General features: G+C 67.2%; 16 protein-coding genes and 1 tRNA gene. 8 read left to right on the forward strand and 9 right to left on the reverse strand.

Annotation, left to right across the window (positions count from 1 at the left end; all coding sequences use genetic code 11):
- Window positions 1–29: 29 nt before the first annotated feature.
- Window positions 30–1,718 (forward strand): YcaO-like family protein, encoded by a 1,689-nt coding sequence (locus C5B91_RS11045; RefSeq protein ID WP_115819336.1) that lies wholly within the window; start codon window positions 30–32, stop codon window positions 1,716–1,718.
- 215 nt (window positions 1,719–1,933) lie between these two features.
- Here the strand turns inward: C5B91_RS11045 and C5B91_RS11050 are convergent, their stop codons facing one another.
- The 3 genes from C5B91_RS11050 to C5B91_RS11060 form a co-directional block, all read right to left on the reverse strand.
- Window positions 1,934–3,052, reverse strand: a complete 1,119-nt coding sequence (locus C5B91_RS11050) for a DUF63 family protein (RefSeq protein WP_008094869.1) — start codon at window positions 3,050–3,052, stop codon at window positions 1,934–1,936.
- 136 nt (window positions 3,053–3,188) lie between these two features.
- Complete coding sequence (locus C5B91_RS11055; RefSeq protein ID WP_004974414.1) at window positions 3,189–3,659, reverse strand: Lrp/AsnC family transcriptional regulator; 471 nt, start codon at window positions 3,657–3,659, stop codon at window positions 3,189–3,191.
- Window positions 3,660–3,753: 94 nt separating this feature from the next.
- Entirely contained in the window at window positions 3,754–4,551 is a 798-nt protein-coding gene (locus tag C5B91_RS11060) for an inositol monophosphatase (protein WP_008094871.1), read from the reverse strand.
- 91 nt (window positions 4,552–4,642) lie between these two features.
- Between C5B91_RS11060 and C5B91_RS11065 the strand changes: the two genes are divergently transcribed.
- The gene (locus C5B91_RS11065) at window positions 4,643–4,912 is read left to right on the forward strand and encodes a hypothetical protein (protein WP_008094873.1); all 270 of its coding nucleotides are present in this window, start codon (window positions 4,643–4,645) and stop codon (window positions 4,910–4,912) included.
- A 733-nt stretch (window positions 4,913–5,645) separates the two neighbouring features.
- Here C5B91_RS11065 and C5B91_RS11070 read toward each other — a convergent pair.
- The 3 genes from C5B91_RS11070 to C5B91_RS11080 all read right to left on the reverse strand — a co-directional run bounded on the left by C5B91_RS11070 (window position 5,646) and on the right by C5B91_RS11080 (window position 6,691).
- Window positions 5,646–5,729 (reverse strand) — tRNA-Leu (locus C5B91_RS11070).
- Window positions 5,730–5,774: 45 nt separating this feature from the next.
- A complete protein-coding gene (locus C5B91_RS11075) occupies window positions 5,775–6,434 on the reverse strand; it encodes a sulfite exporter TauE/SafE family protein (RefSeq protein WP_115819337.1) in 660 nt (219 codons plus the stop codon).
- Window positions 6,435–6,502: 68 nt separating this feature from the next.
- On the reverse strand, window positions 6,503–6,691 hold the full coding sequence (locus C5B91_RS11080; protein ID WP_008094876.1) for a hypothetical protein: 189 nt from the start codon (window positions 6,689–6,691) through the stop codon (window positions 6,503–6,505).
- Between the two features lie 89 nt (window positions 6,692–6,780).
- Between C5B91_RS11080 and C5B91_RS11085 the strand changes: the two genes are divergently transcribed.
- Window positions 6,781–7,266, forward strand: a complete 486-nt coding sequence (locus C5B91_RS11085; protein WP_008094877.1) for a DUF309 domain-containing protein — start codon at window positions 6,781–6,783, stop codon at window positions 7,264–7,266.
- A gap of 120 nt (window positions 7,267–7,386) precedes the next feature.
- Window positions 7,387–8,247 (forward strand): succinylglutamate desuccinylase/aspartoacylase family protein, encoded by an 861-nt coding sequence (locus C5B91_RS11090; RefSeq protein WP_004974426.1) that lies wholly within the window; start codon window positions 7,387–7,389, stop codon window positions 8,245–8,247.
- Window positions 8,248–8,274: 27 nt separating this feature from the next.
- Here C5B91_RS11090 and C5B91_RS11095 read toward each other — a convergent pair whose 3' ends face one another.
- The 3 genes from C5B91_RS11095 to C5B91_RS11105 are packed head-to-tail and all read right to left on the reverse strand — an operon-like array spanning window position 8,275 to window position 9,810.
- On the reverse strand, window positions 8,275–8,922 hold the full coding sequence (locus tag C5B91_RS11095) for an HAD family hydrolase (protein ID WP_008094879.1): 648 nt from the start codon (window positions 8,920–8,922) through the stop codon (window positions 8,275–8,277).
- A gap of 33 nt (window positions 8,923–8,955) precedes the next feature.
- On the reverse strand, window positions 8,956–9,405 hold the full coding sequence (locus tag C5B91_RS11100) for a UPF0179 family protein (protein ID WP_004974429.1): 450 nt from the start codon (window positions 9,403–9,405) through the stop codon (window positions 8,956–8,958).
- Between the two features lie 24 nt (window positions 9,406–9,429).
- The gene (locus C5B91_RS11105; RefSeq protein ID WP_008094880.1) at window positions 9,430–9,810 is read right to left on the reverse strand and encodes a DUF5820 family protein; all 381 of its coding nucleotides are present in this window, start codon (window positions 9,808–9,810) and stop codon (window positions 9,430–9,432) included.
- A 533-nt stretch (window positions 9,811–10,343) separates the two neighbouring features.
- Between C5B91_RS11105 and C5B91_RS11110 the strand changes: the two genes are divergently transcribed.
- From C5B91_RS11110 to C5B91_RS11125, 4 genes are read left to right on the forward strand one after another with little or no spacing between them, the layout of a single operon-like run.
- Window positions 10,344–12,416, forward strand: coding sequence for a PrkA family serine protein kinase (locus C5B91_RS11110; RefSeq protein WP_008094882.1), 2,073 nt, complete (start codon window positions 10,344–10,346; stop codon window positions 12,414–12,416).
- Window positions 12,413–14,692, forward strand: coding sequence for a kinase anchor protein (locus C5B91_RS11115; protein WP_181950687.1), 2,280 nt, complete (start codon window positions 12,413–12,415; stop codon window positions 14,690–14,692). Before C5B91_RS11110 ends, C5B91_RS11115 begins: the two co-directional genes overlap by 4 nt.
- On the forward strand, window positions 14,683–16,002 hold the full coding sequence (locus C5B91_RS11120; protein WP_008094885.1) for a YeaH/YhbH family protein: 1,320 nt from the start codon (window positions 14,683–14,685) through the stop codon (window positions 16,000–16,002). Before C5B91_RS11115 ends, C5B91_RS11120 begins: the two co-directional genes overlap by 10 nt.
- Window positions 15,999–18,008, forward strand: a complete 2,010-nt coding sequence (locus tag C5B91_RS11125; RefSeq protein WP_008094886.1) for a SpoVR family protein — start codon at window positions 15,999–16,001, stop codon at window positions 18,006–18,008. Before C5B91_RS11120 ends, C5B91_RS11125 begins: the two co-directional genes overlap by 4 nt.

The raw sequence follows: 18,008 nt of genomic DNA on the forward strand, positions 1-18,008 counted from the left end.
TTTTCCCGCCGCCGCTCGTCGTCGCGCGCATGAACATCGGACTCGTCGGGAGCGGCCCCGCCGCCGAGTCGATTCGCGCGGCGTGCGCCGACATCGACGCGACGGTCTCGGAGACGACCCCCGACTCGCTCGGTTCGTTCGACCTCGGCTTCGTCGTCGCCGCGGCCGGCAGCGACGCCTTCGACGCGGCCGACGAAGCCGCTTCGAGATGGTTCGCCGTCGAAATCGGCGGTGTCGGCGGCCACCCCGTGGACGACCTGGACGCGGCCGTCTCGGCGTTCGACCCCGCCAGCGCCGACTTCGCGGACCTCCGGGCGCGCGTCGCGTCCACCACGGAGTCGGAGGGCCGCCCCGGCGGTGACCGCGCGGCCGTTCGACTCGCCGGCGCGGTGGCCGGGCGGCGCGGTATCGCGCTCCTCTCGGGCGACGACGTGGCCGGGACCGTCGTCGAAGTCCCCGGTCCCGAGCGGTCGTTCCTCCCCGCGCCGTCGCCGATGGAGCGGGACCGAGCCCTCGACCGCGACTTCCGCGCCGTGGAGTTAGACGACGCGCTCGCGCGGGCCGAATCGGCCGTGGACGACCGCGTCGGCATCGTCACGCAGGTCGGCGAGCGCGAGTCGTTCCCGCTGCCGTACTACGTCGCGCAGACGGCGGACACGACGGTCTACGCCGACGCTCGGGCGGCCGAACTCGCCGGCGGCGCGGCCGCAGGCTGGGACGAGGCCTACATGAAGGCGCTCGGCGAGGCGCTCGAACGCTACTCGGCGGGCGTCTACCGCTCCAGCGAGTTCGCCGTCGCGCCCGCGGCGTCTCGGCCGGCCGCGGTGCCGCCGAGTCGCTTCGTCAGACCCGACTCCTTTCGCGACCCCGACCCCGAGGAGCCGATTCAGTGGGTCGAAGGCGAGGACCTCGCGACCGACTCGACCGTCTCGCTCCCGGCGGAGTTCGTCCACTACCCGCCGCCGTCCGAGCGACACAAGCCGTCGATTACGACCGGGCTCGGCCTCGGCAACTCCGGGACCGAGGCGATTCTCTCGGGGCTCTACGAGGTCGTCGAGCGCGACGCGACGATGCTCGCGTGGTACTCGACGTTCGACCCGCTCGGACTGGACGTGACCGACGAGACGTTCGAGACGCTGGCGGCCCGCGCCCGCTCGGAGTCCCTAGAAGTGACCGCGCTCCTCGTGACGCAGGACGTGGACGTGCCGGTCGTGGCGGTGGCCGTCCACCGCGACGGCGAGTGGCCGAAGTTCGCGATGGGCTCCGGCGCGGACCTCGATGCGAACCGCGCCGCTCGCTCCGCGCTGGCCGAGGCGCTCCAGAACTGGACCGAACTGCGCGGCATGGGACCGGAGCAGGCCGCGACGCAGGGCGGCGCGATTGCGACCTACGCCGACTTCCCGAAGCCGGCTCGGACGTTCGTCTCGCCGGACGCGACTATCCCAGCGGACTCGGTCGGCCCCGACGAGGTCCCCGAAGGCGCGGCCGAACTCGACGCGGTCGTCTCGGCGGTCACGGACGCCGACCTCGACGCGTACGCGGCGCGGACCACCCCGCGCGACGTGGAACGACTCGGCTTCGAGGCGGTCCGCGTGGTCGTTCCGGCCGCACAGCCGCTTTTCATCGGCGAGCCGTACTTCGCCGACCGCGCCGAGTCGGTGCCGCGAGACCTCGGCTTCGAGCCGCGACTGGACCGCGAGTTCCACCCGTTCCCGTAGCTGGCGGGTCCCGGGGGTCGCGGGCGTCAGAGCTGACAGCCGGCACGGGCGGCCGCGTGACAGGCGGGCCGTCGAATCCGCGCGCCGGTGTGCCGGACACCCGCAGGCCGCCGCACGGCGTGAGTCACAGAATAGCGGCGTTGGCCGCGGCTCGGTACTTGAACCTTCGCCGGGGGAGAAAACGAGTGGTCGGAAAGCGGGAGACGGCGGGGCGGTTAGACGCCGAACGTCGCGCGGAGCATGTCGCGGCTCCCCGGCCCGAGGCCGACTGCGAGGACGGCGATGAGGAGCAAAATCGCGTAGCGCGGGCTGTCTTCGAATATCTGCTCGTCGAACACCCAGACGACGGCCGTCGCGGCCACGAGTTTGACGAGCAGGAACGGCCACGCGTCGCCCGTGACGGCCAGCACCGACTCGGGGAGCGTGGAGGCGGTAAAGTCGACGACCGCCTGGTTCACCGGGTGCTTCGGGACGAGGTTGTTCCCCGCCCCGAGCGCGACCATCCAGTCGAGGCCGATGACGTTGGCCACGCCGTCGATGGCGTGGCCCCAGATGACGACGAGACCGATGTATCCCGTTCCCTCGTTGACCTCGGGAGCGAAGCGCTCGACGAGCCACCACGTCGCCGCGGTGACGAGCGTCGCGCCGACGAGGATGACGGCGAGCACCTGTGGATAGAACGTCGCGCCCTGCGCGCCGGTGAGGCCGGCCCACAGGAGGTAGCCGACCGCCACCGCGAGCACCGCGAGGCCGGCCACGAACAGCGGTTTCACGTAGTCGTCGACGAGGCCCTGCCGTTCGGCGAAGACGCTCCCGACGACGGCGACGAGCGTGATTGCGAAGACGGTCACGTAGATAACCGGGCTGATGACGAGCGTGTTCAGCGGGTAGCTGATGAGCGCGTCGGCGACGCCGGGCGAGTCGTTAGCGTCCTCGACCACGCGGAACGCGCCGCCGAACAGCATGAACGGAAAGAGCGCGTAGAAGAACCGCGGGCGCTCGCCGATGTCGAGGCGGCGGAGGAGGAACACGACGCCCGAGAGCGCGATGACGAGCGTGACCATGTAGCCGACCTCGGAGACGAGGGTGTAGCCGGGGTACGCGACGGGTTCGGCCGCCGCGGCGCAGGCCGACGCCGTGTCGAGATACTGCGTGACGCCGTTCGCCCGAACCGCACAGACGGCCGAGTTCGCGTCGGCTTGGACGGGGCCCCAGAAGTAGTGCCAGATGAAGCCGTCGTAGACGACACGAGGGAACGCGAGCGACCCGCCGACGAGGGCGACGAGGATGGCCGCGACGCCGAGCCCCCAGAGGCGCTCGGGGTCGAGACCCATTCGCTCTGCTACCGTTGCCATAGGCGATACCCCGACGGCGGGCCTGTTTAGGGTTCCGGTCTCTCGCATCCGCCGCGCACGCCTCGGCGTGGCGAGTCGGCGTCGCAGCGAGGTGGCGCTCCGCGGCGGGCGTGGTTCAGTCCTCGTCGTCGGGGTCGCGAATCGGCAGCACCGGGTCGTCGTACTCGGTCCCGAGGATGACCATCGTCTGGGACCGCGAGAACCCGTCGAGCTCGGCGATGTGGTCGAACATGAGCTCGCGCAGGGCGTCGGTGTCCTCGGCGTACACCCGGAGCATCACGTCCCACTCGCCGGTGGTGAGGTCGATTTCCTGGACGCCCTCGATGTCGCGAAGCTGTTGGAGCGCCTCCTTTTCGCGACCCTGCTTGACCCGGAAGCCGACCAGCGCGGAGGTGCCCAGCCCGACCTGCCGCGGGTCGACGTGGGCGTGGTAGCCCTCGATGACGCCGGCGTCTTCCATCCGACCGACCCGGTCGTGAACCGTCGCGCTCGACATGTCGATTCTGCGGGCGATTTCGCTGAACGGGGTCCGCGCGTCTTCCATCAGAATCCGGAGAATCGCCCGGTCCGTCGCGTCGAGGTCCATGCTATCCCTACTGATGGGGGGTGACTTCGCACTTGCGGATGGGAAGCACGCTCGCGCCCGCGGCGAGCGCCGTCCGGTTCCGGTTTTCGTCCGTCTACCGCCCGTCGATTTCGCGGGCCGCCTCCAGCACGACGTCGTGGACGCGCCCGTTCGACGCGACGAGTCCCTCCGAATCGTGTCGCCACTCGTTGCCGTCGAGGTCTGTGACCGTCCCCCCGGCCGTCCGAATGAGGTGTGCACCGGCGACCGAGTCCCACGGGTTCGCCCGCTTGTTCGTGATGACGCCGTCGAGCGAGCCGTCGGCGACGTACGAGAGCACGACCTGCATGCTCCCGTAGCGACGGAGGTCGCCGAAGCGCGTGACGATGGCGCGGGCCGCCGCGGCGTACTCGTCGCGGACGTCGTAATCCCACCAGAACGTCGGACAGACCGTACACGTCTCGGGGTCGTCGCGCTGGCTCACCGAAATCTCCTCGCCGTTGCGGTAGGCCGCCCCGTCGTCGGCCGCGTAGCAGTCGTCGAGGGCGGGCAGGTAGTTGGCCGCCGCGATAGGGTCGCCGTCGCGGACGGCGGCGACCGAGGTCGCCCAGACCGGCACGTTGCGCACGAAGTTGTTCGTCCCGTCGATGGGGTCGACGACCCACGCCGGTCCCGACTCGGGAACCGACTTGAGTTCGTCGTCCTCCTCGCCGACGATGGGGTCGTCGGGGAACGCCCCGCGGATTCGCTCGACGACGCGGCGCTGGGCGTCCTTGTCGGCTTGGGTGACAACGTCCGTTTTGCCGTCTTTCGTCTCGACGGCGATGCCGGTTCTGAAGGCCCGTCGCGCGACTGCGCCGCCGTCGCGGGCCGCGCGCTGTGCCCGGTCCGCCCGGGCATCGAGTTCGTTCATGGGCGTGACAGGACCGGCAGGTGCCTATATCCACCGACCCGACGCCGACGCGGCCCGGTGGCTTATGTCGATGGACGGTTTACCTCGTGTCGTGTCAGACGCTATCGACCTCCCGGCGCGGGTCCGCGAATCGCTCGCGGAGTCCTTCGACGACGCCAGAGCGGCCGTCAGAGCCGGCGACGCCGAAGCCGCGCTGGAACACGTCGAGACGGCGTCCCGCGTGCTCGGCCACAAGGTTCCGCCGAGCCCGCTCAAGGAGAAACTCCGGCACGGCGTGGCGGCCGTCGAGCGCACCGCGGCCGACGAACCGCTCGTGGCCTCGGAGTACCTCCGGCTCATGAGTCAGTTGGTTCGGCCGTAGCGTCGCGGACTGCGCCGTCCCGCCAGACGGCCGGCTCGCTCGGGGGTCGGAAAACGGAAAAAGCCAGAATCCGCAATTAGAACCCGGACGGAAGACGTTTTCCACAGCCCTCACGACCGTTTTCGGCTTGCGCCGAGTTCCCGAACTCCGATTCCTCGTGGTCCGGTACTTGGTCTTCCCGCCGCTCGCTCGCAGAGCGGTTTACGGGGCTGTTTCGGTTCCTCTTCGGCACTTTGACCTCGTCTTCCTGTTACGAAAGACTCGGTGTTCGTGTCGATCCCATTCCTCCGCGTCTTGCGATGCGTACCATCGTCGACGCCTTTCACGTCGCCCGACGGATTCGGTTTGGTCATCCGGTGCGTCCTTGCGCTTCCGGCAACACTACAGTAGGTCGGAGAATATAATGAATGTTTCTGATAAACTCTGGACTGTCCGGAGATACTGATAGTTCGGCCGACGGAACGGTGGTGACGCTCGTCGCCGAACGTCGTCCTCGGTCGGCCCCCTTCCGGCGCTTTTCACCGGAAACCCGGTCTGTTCATGATGAATCGTTCGGGATACTGGCGGCGGCGCTGTGGTGGCGTCGTAACCGGATGACCGGCGGGGGACAGAAGAGAACGTGTCCGCCATCGAGCGACCGGGTTTATACCGGGGTTGCGGGCCGCCTCGGTGCCCGCTTCCCGCCGTGGGGTGCGCTGCACTCGCCGCTCGTCACGTCGTTTCTCGCCATAAGTGCGAGGGGAGGGATTTGAACCCACGGACCCCTACGGGAGCGGATCTTGAGTCCGCCGCTTTTTCCTGACTTAGCTACCCTCGCGCGTACTCAAGTACGACAGGGGGACCGCTAAAACGTTGCGAAACGTCAGACGAGGCCGCCGAACTGTTCGACGACGAGGAGGCCGCCGACGGCGATGCCGACGACGCCGGCCGCGGCGCGGAGGACGCGCGTCCCGCCGACCGCCATCGAGCGGCCCCAGAGGAACGAGACGGTCGCCATCGTGGCGATGGTCAGGAGGCTGAACGCCGCGAGGAACGCGACGGCCTGCCCCACCGCGGGTGCGGTCGAGACCATCGCGATGACGAGCGCGCCGCTGCCGGCGAAGCCGTGGAGGACGCCGACCCCGAACGACTCGTCGTGGACGTGCGTGTGTTTCGTCCCGAACGCGACGTTCCCGAGCGAGAGGTGTCGGTGGACGCCGCTGTCGTGGTCGTGGTCGCGGAGCGTCGGCACGGAGACGCCGGCGGCCCGGAGAAGCATCCGCGCCCCGAGGAGGACGAGAATCGCACCGACGACGACTTCGAAGAAGTGCGTCACCGACTCGGGCAGGCGGACGCCGAGCGCGACGAAGGTGAGACCGACGACGGCAATCGGAATCGAGTGCCCGGCGCCCCACGAGGCGCCGACGATGCTCGGTCGGTCGCCGTCTTCGACCATCGTCGCGACGGCGGCGAGGTGGTCGGCTTCCAGCGCGTGCCGGACCCCGATAACCCCGCCGGCCACGAGTGCTGATGCGAGTGCCATACGCTCGAAAGGACGAATCGCGGTAAATAGGTCAGGGGTCCCGACGGGTACTCCGACCCGGTCGGAGCCTACTCCGGCCGCCACTCGCAGGACGCGCCGGTCGTCAGCCCCGCCGCGTCGATGTGCGACGAGAGGCACGCGTAGTTGCAGAACGCGCCCGCCGGCACGCGCTCGCCGGCTTCGAGCTCCGCCACGAAGACGGGGTCGTGACGCCGAACGTCGCTGCCGCAGTAGGTGCATTCGATTGTGTCCGTCACGTCCGACCGTTGTCGCGCTCGCACGAAAAAACTGCGCGGCCGGTGTCGCCACCGATGGAGTTACCGGCTTCCCGGTCGCCCTGACTCACATGGACGAACACACCCGCGACCCGAGCGTCGCCCCGCCGCTCGGCAACCCGACGGGGTGGAACGACGACCTGCGGCTGTGGGAGCACGCGACGCTCCGCCGGGCGGTCGAACACGGCGTCCGCCTGTTCAACTCCGGCGACTTCCACGAGAGCCACGACTGCTTCGAAGACGAGTGGTACAACTACGGCGCGGGGACCGCGGAAAGCGCCTTCCTCCACGGGATGGTGCAGGTCGCCGCCGGCGCGTACAAGCACTTCGACTTCGAGAACGACGCGGGGATGCGGTCGTTGTTCGAGACGGCACTCGAGTACATCCGCGGCGTTCCGAGCGACTTCTACGGCGTCGACGTGGACGACGTGCGCGACACCCTCCGGGCGGCGCTGGACGACCCGACGGCACTCCACGGCTGGCAAATCGAACTCGACGGCCACCGGGCGACCGCCTACCCCGCCGACTACGAGTACGTCGAGGGACTCGACCACTAACCGCGTCGGGCCGCGGTCTTCGCCCGCCACGAACCGTCTCCTCCGACTAACACGTCCGCGAAAGCGGCGCGAACCGGGAGAATCTAAAGGTCCATTAGCGTCCAGTTCTAGGAACCGGCAATGCGAATCTACGAACTCGGTGACGGCACGCCCGAAGTGTCTGTCGTCGGGTCGATCCACGGCGACGAACCGTGCGGCGCTCGCGCCATCGAGCGGTTCGTCGCGGAGGACCCCGACGTCGAGCGCCCGGTGAAGCTCATCGTCGCCAACGAGGAGGCGCTGGCGGCGGACGAGCGCTACCTCGACGAGGACCTCAACCGGGCGTTTCCGGGCGACCCCAACGCCGAGAGCCACGAGCGACGCCTCGCCCACGACCTCGGCCGCGAGGTCCGCGGCACCACCGCTTTCTCGCTTCACTCGACCCAGTCGTACGCCGAACCGTTCGCCATCGTGGACACGGTCGACGCCATCTCCCGGTCGATTCTCCCCCGGCTCCCGGTCGACGTGGCCGTCGAGACGAACCACTTCGCGGAGGGCCGACTCATCGAACACGCCCACACCATCGAGGTCGAAGCCGGCCTCCAGAAGTCCGACGAGGCGGCCGACAACGCCTACTGGCTCATCCGGGCGTTCCTCACCGCGACCAACGTTCTCCCCGCCCCCGCGGTTGCGAGCGACGGGAGCGGCGAGCTCGACGAGGAGTCCGAGTCGCAGACCGAAGACGACCGCCTGAAACTCGCGATTCCGGAGGAGAACAGCATCGACGTGTTCCGCCTGCTGGAACGGCTTCCCAAGCCGCCGGCGGACCAGTACGAGGTCCACGCGACCAACTTCGAACCCGTCGCCGCCGGCGAGACGTTCGCCCGCGCCGACGCCGAGCAGTTCGTCGCCGACCGGGACTTCTACCCCATTCTCCTCTCCGCGTACGGCTACGCGGACATCTTCGGCTACGCCGGCGACAAAGTCGGCACGCTCCCGTAGTCGGCAGACCGTCTCGTCTCTCCCGCGCTACGCGTCGTCCTCGCCGAGGATTCGAGCGGCCGCCTCGGCGACCGATTCGACCGCCGCCGGGTCGTCGCCGGGGCCGTCGTCGCCGACGTGGTACGCCTCCCACCCGGCGTCTCGCGCCCCGACAACGTCCTCGTCGTAGGTGTCGCCGACGTAGACGTAGTCGTCCGCCGGGAGGGCGGTCTCCGCGGCCTCGAAGACCCCCGAATCGGGCTTCCGCGAGGCGACCGCGGGGTCGTTCGAGACGACGACGGCGTCGACGACGCCCGCGAGGTCGTGGCGTTCGAGCTTCGCCCGCTGGACCGCCGGCGCGCCGTTCGTGAGAATCCCTGTCGGTCGACGGTCGGCGACGCGGACGAGCGCCTCGCGGGCCGACGCGGGGACCGTCGTGGCGGCGAGTTCGGCCTCCGCGTAGCGCGCCACGAGCGCCTCCGGGTCGCCGCCGATGTCGAACTCGTCGGTGATTGCCTCGAAGCCGACCGCGTAGGGGTCCACGGCGAGGTCCTCGAACGCGTCGAAGAAGACGGAGAGATACCGGTCGTAGGCACCGCCCGGAGCGTCCGGGACCGCGCGGTCGAAGATGGTCTCGAAGTCGGCGGTGTAGCGGAGGAGCGTCAGGTCGAGGTCGAAGAAGACGGCGGTCGTCATATCAGGGCCAGCGGCCGGGAACCACAAAAATCCCTACTCGTCGGCGGGTTCGAACTCGACGAGCGTCAGGTTTCGGTCGAGGTGGCAGTGGTCGTGCGGCGGGTCGCCGAGCACGTCGCTGATGCGGTACTCCTGGTCGAACTCGGCACCCTCGGGGACGCAGTACTCGTGGCTGGGGCACTCGGTGTGCGGACACGGGCCCTGCAGGCTGGCCTTGCTTCCGGCGTACGCCCCCTTCGAGGGGACGTTCGCCGTGACCGGTGCCGGTTCGACCTCGACGGCGCGGACGCCCTCGTCGTGGACGGCGCAGTCGAGGACCTGCGTGTTCTCGCGCACGCCGAGGACCCGGTAGCGGACGCCCTCGGTGAGGTTGAGGCACTGCTGGCGGTACGGACACCCCTCGCAGGCGCTCGATTCACCGTGGTAGACGAACTCGGTGCCGGGGTCGGTCAGGCGGGCACCGACAAGCGTGACGGAGGTCATAGCGGTGGTTCTCCTGCGAGGTGGTTAAGGCTCCCGCCCGGTCAGCTCGTCGAGCTTCTCGAAGTAGTCCTCCCGGGGGATTTGGTAGGCGCTCCGGTAGTCTATCTCGCCGTCTGAAAAGCGCCCGGCGATGTCGGTCGCGCCCTCGACGGCCGCCTCGCGGGAGTCGAACTCCTCGACGACGACCTCGATTTCCGGTTCGAGATAGAGCACCGCGTGCCACGTCTCGGTGCGTATCTGCGTCGCGCCCGGGCGGTTCGCCCGCGACCCGTTCCACACGAAGACGGTCGGCATGCACTCGGCGGGAAAGGCGCTCTCGTTGAACACGTCGGGGCGGAACGCGAGGATGCGCCGACCCTCGTGTTCGTCGTTCCAGAGGGTCCACCCGTCGGGCAGGTTGGTCATGGGTGTGCTAGTCCGCCGCGCGTCCTAAGCCTTCCCGCTTCCGCGCCGAAGGCCGGTCGTCTCGACCCGGCTCGAAGCGCGTGGTTCGGGCCTCGAACGCGACCCATCGGAGACGACATGAATCCCAGCCGACCCGATTAACGACACCGACAGTCGACTGAACCGCCGATTAAATCGATACACTTCGGCAGGTTGGAGGGTCACGAGACGTGGTACGTATCTGGATTGGTTGGCGTTCGAGACAATATGTTGACTACTTTCAGAGAAAGCGTTATATGTTAACGTCCCTCATTGATTGGTAGTCTCGGTCCCCGGGCCGAGCGAGCCGTCGCGCATCGTCCGCAAATTGCCGATTCTGTCGCCAGTCGCCGACCCGTCGTAAGCGCGCAGCGGCGGCGACGCACTTCGACCTACTGCCCGCGGTCTGCGCCGCGGGTCCGTGGTTCGCGGTGTGTCGTCTGCGACCCGCGAATGCGGGCGCGTCGCCCTCGGTCGTCTAACCGGACGGCTGGTCCGACGAGGCTCCACGAACAATGACCGGCGAAATTGAAACACTCGCAGACCTGAGCAAGCACTACAAAGACTCCGTGCCCGCGGACCTCCGCGAGGCGAAGAGCTTCGAGTGGTACTTGGAAGAGGTCTACGCTCACCCAAAGATCGCTCGCAACGCCCACCAGCGCGTGGCGGACATGTTCGACTTCTACGGCACCCGTTACGACGAGGACGCGGGCGTCGTGGAGTACCTCATGGCCTCCGAAGACCCCCTTCACGACGGTGAAAACGTCTTCTACGGCCGCGAAGTCCACGAGTCGATTCACGAGTTCGTCAACAAGGTGAAATCGGGGGCCCGCGGCCTCGGCCCCGAAAAACGCATCAAACTCCTCTTGGGTCCCGTCGGCTCCGGGAAGTCCCACTTCGACTGGATTTCCCGGCGCTACTTCGAGGATTACACGATGTCCGACGAGGGGCGGATGTACACCTTCCGGTGGACGAACCTCGGCGACGTCATCCGCGACCAGGACCCCTCCGACGACGTGGTCCAGTCACCGATGAACCAGGACCCGCTCGTGTTGCTCCCGCAGGAACAGCGCGACGTGGTCATCGAGCAGTTGAACGAGAACCTCGATGCGCCGTACACCATCCGGAACGACCAGGCGCTGGACCCCGCCTCGGAGTTCTACATGGACCGGCTGCTCGCCCACTACGACGACGACCTAGAGGAGGTCGTGGCGAACCACATCGAGGTTATCCGACTCGTCGCCTCCGAGAACAAACGGCAGTGCATCGAGACGTTCGAGCCGAAGGACAAGAAGAACCAAGACGAGACCGAACTCACCGGCGACGTCAACTACTCGAAACTCGCGGTGTACGGCGAGTCCGACCCGCGGGCGTTCGACTACGCCGGCGCGTTCTGTAACGCGAATCGCGGCATCTTCTCCGGCGAGGAACTGCTGAAGCTCCAGCGCGAGTTCCTCTACGACTTCCTGCACGCCTCGCAGGAACAGACCATCAAGCCGAAGAACAACCCCCGAATCGACATCGACCAGGTCATCGTCGGGCGGACGAACATGCCGGAGTACAGAGAGAAGAAGGGCGACGAGAAGATGGAGGCGTTCAACGACCGGACGAAGCGCATCGACTTCCCGTACGTCCTCGAGTACGAACAGGAGGCCGAAATCTACCGGAAGATGCTTCGGAACGCCGACGTTCCCGACATCCACGTCGAGCCGCACACCTTAGAGATGTCCGGGCTGTTCGGCGTTCTGACCCGCATCGTCGAACCCGACTCCGACACCATCTCGCTCGTCCAGAAGGCGAAGGCCTACAACGGCGAGTTGGACGACGGCGACGACGTAGACGTGCGAAAACTCCGCGAGGAGGGCGAGAAGAAAGCCGACATCGCCGAGGGGATGGACGGCGTCTCCGCCCGCTTCATCGGTGACGAAATCGCCGAGGCAATCATGGACGCGACCCACCGCGGCCGCGGTTACCTCTCGCCGCTGTCCTCGTTTACCCACCTCGAAGAGAACCTCGAGAACCACGGCTCGATTCCCGAGGAGAACCTCGAACGCTACCACCGCTACCTCGAGATGGTCCGCGAGGAGTACAAAGAGCGCGCCATCGAGGACGTGCGCCACGCCCTCGCCTACGACATCGACGAGATTCGCCGGCAGGGCGAGAAGTACATGGACCACGTCATGGCCTACATCGACGACGCGACGGTCGAAGACGAACTGACGGGCCGCGACCAGGAGCCCGACGAGAAGTTCCTCCGCGCGGTCGAAGAGAAGCTCAACATCCCCGAGGACCGCAAGGACGACTTCCGACAGGAGGTCTCCAACTGGGTCTCCCGGCGCGCCCGCGAGGGGACGTCGTTCAACCCGCAGGACAACGACCGCCTCCGCCGCGCCCTCGAACGCAAGCTCTGGGAGGACAAGAAGCACAACATCAACTTCTCGGCGCTCGTGAGCGCGAACGAGCTGGACGACGACGAACGCAACGCGTGGATAGACGCGCTCGTCGACCAGGGTTACTCGCGCGACGGCGCACGGGAGGTGCTCGAGTTCGCCGGTGCGGAGGTGGCGAAGACCGAACTCGAAGGGTGACCATGCGAGACTACATCCGCGAGGCGGACGAAGCGCTCCGCGGCACCTACGAGGAGCCGATGAGCCTCGGCGAGTACGTCGACGCCGCGTTCGAGTCCCCGTCTATCGCCTCCCACGCGTCGAAGTACCTCTTGGAAGCCATCGAGTCGATGGGGACCAGACAGGTGGTCGAACAGGGCGCGGAAAAACAGCGCTACCGCTTTTTCGACGACCCCGCCAACGACGGCGAGCACGCGGTCCTCGGCAACACGGAGGTGCTCAACGCTTTCGTGGACGACCTGCGGACCATCGCCGCCGACCGCGGCAAAGCCGAGAAAATCGTCTGGTTCGACGGCCCGACGGCCACGGGGAAATCCGAGTTGAAACGCTGTCTCATCAACGGGCTTCGGGAGTACTCGAAGACCGACGCGGGGCGACGCTACACCGTCGAGTGGAACGTCGCCAACGCCGACGACACCCGCGGGCTGTCCTACGGCGGCGAAGTCGACGCCGCCGACGAGGACTGGTACGAAAGTCCGGTCCAGTCGCACCCGCTTTCGGTGTTCCCCGCGGAGGTTCGCAAGCGGCTGCTCGCCGACCTCAACAGCAGGAACGGCGACCACATCCCCGTCGACGTCGACGAGGACCTCGACCCGTTCTGCCTGGAGGCGTACACCTTCCTCGAAGAGGAGTTCCGGAGAGCGGGCAAGCAGGACCTCTTCAGCGCCGTCACCGACCCGAAACACCTTCGGGTGAAAAACTACGTCGTCGACGTCGGCCGCGGCGTCGGCGTCCTCCACTCGGAGGACGACGGGTCGCCCAAGGAGCGACTGGTCGGGTCGTGGATGCCGAGCATGCTCCGCGAACTGAACTCCCGCGGCCGGAAGAACCCGCAGGCGTTCAGCTACGACGGCGTGCTGTCGCAGGGCAACGGCCTCCTCACCATCGTCGAGGACGCCACCCAGCACGCCGACCTGCTCCAGAAGCTCCTGAACGTCCCCGACGAGGGCCACGTCAAGCTGGACAAGGGAATCGGGATGGACATCGACACGCAACTCGTCATCATCTCGAACCCGGACCTCGACGCCGAACTCGACAAGTACGCCGACAGGAACGGCCGCGACCCGCTGAAGGCGCTCAAGCGCCGGCTCAACAAACACGAGTTCCGCTACCTGACGAACCTCTCGCTGGAGGCCGAGCTCATCCGCCGCGAGCTGACCAACGAGACGAGCGTCTGGACCGACGACCCCGAGGCGATGGCCGACCGCGTCGCCGAGGCCGTCTTGCTGGACGTCCGCGAGGGGCCGGGCGAGGTCCGTACGCGCGAACTCGCGCCCCACGCCGTCGAGGCCGCGGCGCTCTACAGCGTCGTGACCCGGCTCGACGGCGACGACGTGCCGCGCGACCCGGACATCGAGTTCGACCTCGTCGACAAGGCGCTGTTGTTCGACCGCGGCTACCTGCAGGTCGGCGACCAGCGCCGCGAGGTGTCGGCGTTCGAGTTCGTTGGCGACTCGGAGGGGACTCACGGGATTCCCGTGACGTTCACCCGGGACGTCATCGCCGACCTCCTGCACGACCGCGTCGACCGCAGACACCCCGACCTCGACGTGTCTTCGGTGGTGATGCCGACCGACGTGCTCGACGAGATGGTCGCCGAGCTGTCGGACGCGCCCGTGTTCTCGCGGGCGGAGTCCTCGGAGTACGAGGGCCGCATCGCCATGGTCAAAGAGTACATCTTCGACCAGCAGGAGGCGGACGTACTCGACGCGCTTCTCGCCGACAAGGGCGTCGAGCGCGAGACGGTCGAGGAGTACGTCGAACACGTCTACGCGTGGGCGTCCGACGGGCAGATAGAGACCGAGCGCGGGCCGGTCGACCCCGACCCGCTTCTCATGAAGCTGTTCGAGACCGAGCACCTCGGGCGCTTCTCGCCGAACGACTACGAGGGCAACGACCCCTCCGAGACGGTCGAAGACTTCCGCAATGAGAAGGTCATCACCGCGCTCAACCGCTACGCGTGGGAGAACCGCGACGAGGGCTTTACGGTCTCCGACGTGGACCTGACCGAGATTCCGGTCATCCGGACGGTGCTCGAAACCCACGACTGGGAGGACGTGCGCCGGCTGTTCTCTGACCTCGACCCCCGCCAGTGGGACGACCCACCGGCGAACACCGAGACGGCGCGCGTGAAAGCACGCACCATCGACGAGTTGGTCGACCGCGGTTACACCGCCGCGTCGGCCGAACTGACCAGCCGTGCCGTGATGAAGGAGGTGAGCCACACATGGGACTGAGAGACGACCTCGAACGATTCCGCGAAGTGGGCGAAGAGCGCCGCGAAGACCTCAAGGAGTTCATCTCCTACGGCGACCTCGGCGCGTCCGGCTCGAAAGACATCAAGATACCCATCAAGGTCGTGGACCTGCCGGAGTTCAAGTACGACCGCCTCGACATGGGCGGCGTCGGGCAGGGGAAAGGCGGCACGCCCGACGTGGGCCAACCGCTCGGCCAGCCCGAACCCGGTGACGGCGAGGGCGAAGACGGCGAACCCGGCGAGGAGGGGGCCGAACACGAGTACTACGAGATGGACCCCGAGCAGTTCGCCGAGGCGCTGGACGAGGAACTCGGCCTCGAACTCGAACCGAAGGGCAAAGAGGTCATCGAGGAGGTCGAAGGCGACTTCACCGACATCACCCGCAGCGGCCCCCACAGCACCCTCGACTTCGAGCGCCTGTTCAAGGAGGGCCTGAAGCGCAAGCTCGCGATGGACTTCGACGAGGAGTTCGTCCGCGAGGCGATGAAAGTCGACGGCACCTCGGCCCGCGAGGTGTTCCGGTGGTGCCGCGAGCACAACATCCTCGTCTCGATGGCGTGGATCGAAGACGAGTGGAGCCGCATCCCGGACGACGAACGCGGGACGTGGGCGTCCTTCGAGGAGATGGAGGAGAACGTCGAGCGGACGACGGCCATCCAGCGCATCCGCCGCGAGGGGCTCCGCGAGATTCCGTTCCGCCGCGAGGACGAGCGCTACCGCCACCCCGAAGTCATCGAGAAGAAGCAGTCGAACGTCGTGGTCGTCAACATCCGCGACGTGTCGGGGTCGATGCGGGAGACGAAGCGCGAACTCGTCGAACGCACGTTCACCCCGCTGGACTGGTACCTCACGGGCAAGTACGACCACGCCGAGTTCGTCTACATCGCCCACGACGCGGAGGCGTGGGAGGTCGAACGCGACGAGTTCTTCGGCATCCGCTCGGGCGGCGGGACGCGCATCTCGTCGGCCTACGAGCTGGCGAAGGAGGTGCTGGACGAGCGCTACCCGTGGCGCGAGTGGAACCGCTACGTCTTCGCCGCGGGCGACTCCGAGAACTCCTCGAACGACACCAAAGAGCGGGTCGTCCCGCTCATGCAGGAGATAGACGCGAACCTCCACGCCTACGTGGAGACCCAGCCCGGCGGGACCGCCATCAACGCCACGCACGCAGAAGAGGTCGAACGGAGCCTCGGCGAGCAGGGTAACGTCGTGGTCGCGTACGTCTCGGAGCCCGACGACGTCATCGACGCCATCTACACTATCCTCAGCACGGAGGCGACAGCAGAATGAGTTTCAGACGACACCGCAGAGACGCACAGCGCGAGGCCGCCAGACTCGACGAGCCCGTCCGGGAGGCCGGCGCGCTCGCGAAGAAGCTCGGACTCGACCCCTACCCGGTGAACTACTGGGTGGTCAACTACGACGAGATGAACCAGCTCATCGCCTACGGCGGCTTCCAAGAGCGGTATCCGCACTGGCGGTGGGGAATGACCTACGACCGCCAGCGGAAGACCGACCAGTTCGGCATGGGCAAGGCGTTCGAAATCGTCAACAACGACGACCCGGCGAACGCCTTCCTCCAGGAGTCGAACTCGCTGGCCGACCAGAAGGCCGTCATCACGCACGTCGAGGCGCACTCGGACTTCTTCAAGAACAACCAGTGGTTCGGGCTGTTCTCCGACGAGGGGCAGTTCGCCGCCGCGGCGATGCTCGAACGACACGCCCAGACCATCGAGCGGTACGTCCAGAACCCCGAAATCAGCCGGGACGACGTGGAGAAGTTCATCGACGCCGTCCTCTGTCTGGAAGACACCATCGACCAGCACCGGACCATCCGCGAGGCCGCCGCCGACGAGGACGGCCGCATCCCCGAGGACATCCGCGCGCAGTTGGACAGTCTCGACATCTCCGACGACGTGCGCCGCGAGGTGTTCGACGACGCGTGGCTCGAACAGGTCGAAGAGGCCGAACGCGAGGCCGCGAAGCTCACCGACCCCCGGAAGGACGTGCTCGCGTACGTCCGCGAACACGGGATGCGGTACGACGAGGAGACGGGCAAGGCCGAAGAGATGGAGCCGTGGCAGAAGGACGTCCTCGACATGCTCCGCGAGGAGGCGTACTACTTCGCCGCCCAGAAGATGACGAAGGTGATGAACGAAGGTTGGGCAGCCTACTGGGAGTCGCTCATGATGGGCGACGAGCGCTTCGCGGGCACGGACGAGTTCATCACCTACGCTGACCACCAGTCGCGCGTCCTCGGGTCCCCCGGGCTCAACCCCTACAAGCTCGGCAAGGAGCTGTGGGAGTACATCGAGAACTCGACGAACCGCGCGGAGGTCGCCGACAAACTCCTGCGCGTGAAGGGCGTCACGTGGCGCAACTTCCACGAGACGGTCGACTTCGACGAGGTGCAGACGCTCCTCCGGACGGACCCCGCTATCGACGGCGTCAGCGCCGACTCACTCGACGAACTGTCCGAACTCGGCCCCGACGACCCGAGAGTCGACCACGAGACCCTCGACAGGGCGCTGTCGGGCGACGAGTCGCTCGACCTCGAAGCGTACCCGTGGAAGCTCCTCACCTACGAGGGGCTCGCGGAGCGACACTACTCGCTCGTCAAAGCGCAGAACCGCGGGTTCCTCAGCCGGATTCGGCGCTCCGAACTCGAACAGCTCTCGCGGTACATGTTCGACGACGAGGTGTACGACAGCGTCGAGGAGGCCGTCGCCGACGTGGACAAGACCGCCGGCTGGGACCGGATGCGCGAGATTCGCGAGAGCCACAACGACGTGACGTTCCTCGACGCGTTCCTCTCCGAGGAGTTCGTCCGCGCGAACCACTACTTCGCCTACGAGTACTCCCAGTCGTCCCGGCAGTTCCGCGTCTCCTCGTCGGAGTACCGGGACGTGAAAAAGAAGCTCCTGTTCCAGTTCACCAACTTCGGAAAGCCGACTATCGCGGTGTACGACGGCAACTTCGACAACCGCGGGGAACTCCTGTTGGGACACCAGTACAACGGCGTCATCCTCGACATGAAGCAGGCGAAGGGCGTCTTGGAGCGCGTCTATCACCTCTGGGGCCGCCCGGTGAACCTGATGACCATCACGAAGGAGTTCGACGAGCACGAGGTCGAAGTCGCCCGTCGACGGGGGCGCGAGCCGACGCCCGAAGAGCGGGCCATCCGCATCCGCTACGACGGCGAATCGTTCGACGAACACGACCTCGACCCCGAACTGGAGGCGCGTATCGCCGCCAGCGAGGTCGACTACGACACGAAGCCCGATGATTGGCTCTGA

Origin of the sequence: Haloferax sp. Atlit-10N, from assembly GCF_003586325.1 — an archaeon.
GTDB lineage: Archaea > Halobacteriota > Halobacteria > Halobacteriales > Haloferacaceae > Haloferax > Haloferax prahovense.

What these genes read in the sequence shown, in the direction of transcription:
- C5B91_RS11045 (WP_115819336.1), top strand. Translation starts at nt 30, where the DNA reads ATGAACATCGGACTCGTCGGGAGCGGCCCCGCCGCCGAGTCGATTCGC.
- C5B91_RS11050 (WP_008094869.1), bottom strand. Translation starts at nt 3,052, where the DNA reads ATGGGTCTCGACCCCGAGCGCCTCTGGGGGCTCGGCGTCGCGGCCATC.
- C5B91_RS11055 (WP_004974414.1), bottom strand. Translation starts at nt 3,659, where the DNA reads ATGGACCTCGACGCGACGGACCGGGCGATTCTCCGGATTCTGATGGAA.
- C5B91_RS11060 (WP_008094871.1), bottom strand. Translation starts at nt 4,551, where the DNA reads ATGAACGAACTCGATGCCCGGGCGGACCGGGCACAGCGCGCGGCCCGC.
- C5B91_RS11075 (WP_115819337.1), bottom strand. Translation starts at nt 6,434, where the DNA reads ATGGCACTCGCATCAGCACTCGTGGCCGGCGGGGTTATCGGGGTCCGG.
- C5B91_RS11085 (WP_008094877.1), top strand. Translation starts at nt 6,781, where the DNA reads ATGGACGAACACACCCGCGACCCGAGCGTCGCCCCGCCGCTCGGCAAC.
- C5B91_RS11090 (WP_004974426.1), top strand. Translation starts at nt 7,387, where the DNA reads ATGCGAATCTACGAACTCGGTGACGGCACGCCCGAAGTGTCTGTCGTC.
- C5B91_RS11095 (WP_008094879.1), bottom strand. Translation starts at nt 8,922, where the DNA reads ATGACGACCGCCGTCTTCTTCGACCTCGACCTGACGCTCCTCCGCTAC.
- C5B91_RS11100 (WP_004974429.1), bottom strand. Translation starts at nt 9,405, where the DNA reads ATGACCTCCGTCACGCTTGTCGGTGCCCGCCTGACCGACCCCGGCACC.
- C5B91_RS11105 (WP_008094880.1), bottom strand. Translation starts at nt 9,810, where the DNA reads ATGACCAACCTGCCCGACGGGTGGACCCTCTGGAACGACGAACACGAG.
- C5B91_RS11110 (WP_008094882.1), top strand. Translation starts at nt 10,344, where the DNA reads ATGACCGGCGAAATTGAAACACTCGCAGACCTGAGCAAGCACTACAAA.
- C5B91_RS11120 (WP_008094885.1), top strand. Translation starts at nt 14,683, where the DNA reads ATGGGACTGAGAGACGACCTCGAACGATTCCGCGAAGTGGGCGAAGAG.
- C5B91_RS11125 (WP_008094886.1), top strand. Translation starts at nt 15,999, where the DNA reads ATGAGTTTCAGACGACACCGCAGAGACGCACAGCGCGAGGCCGCCAGA.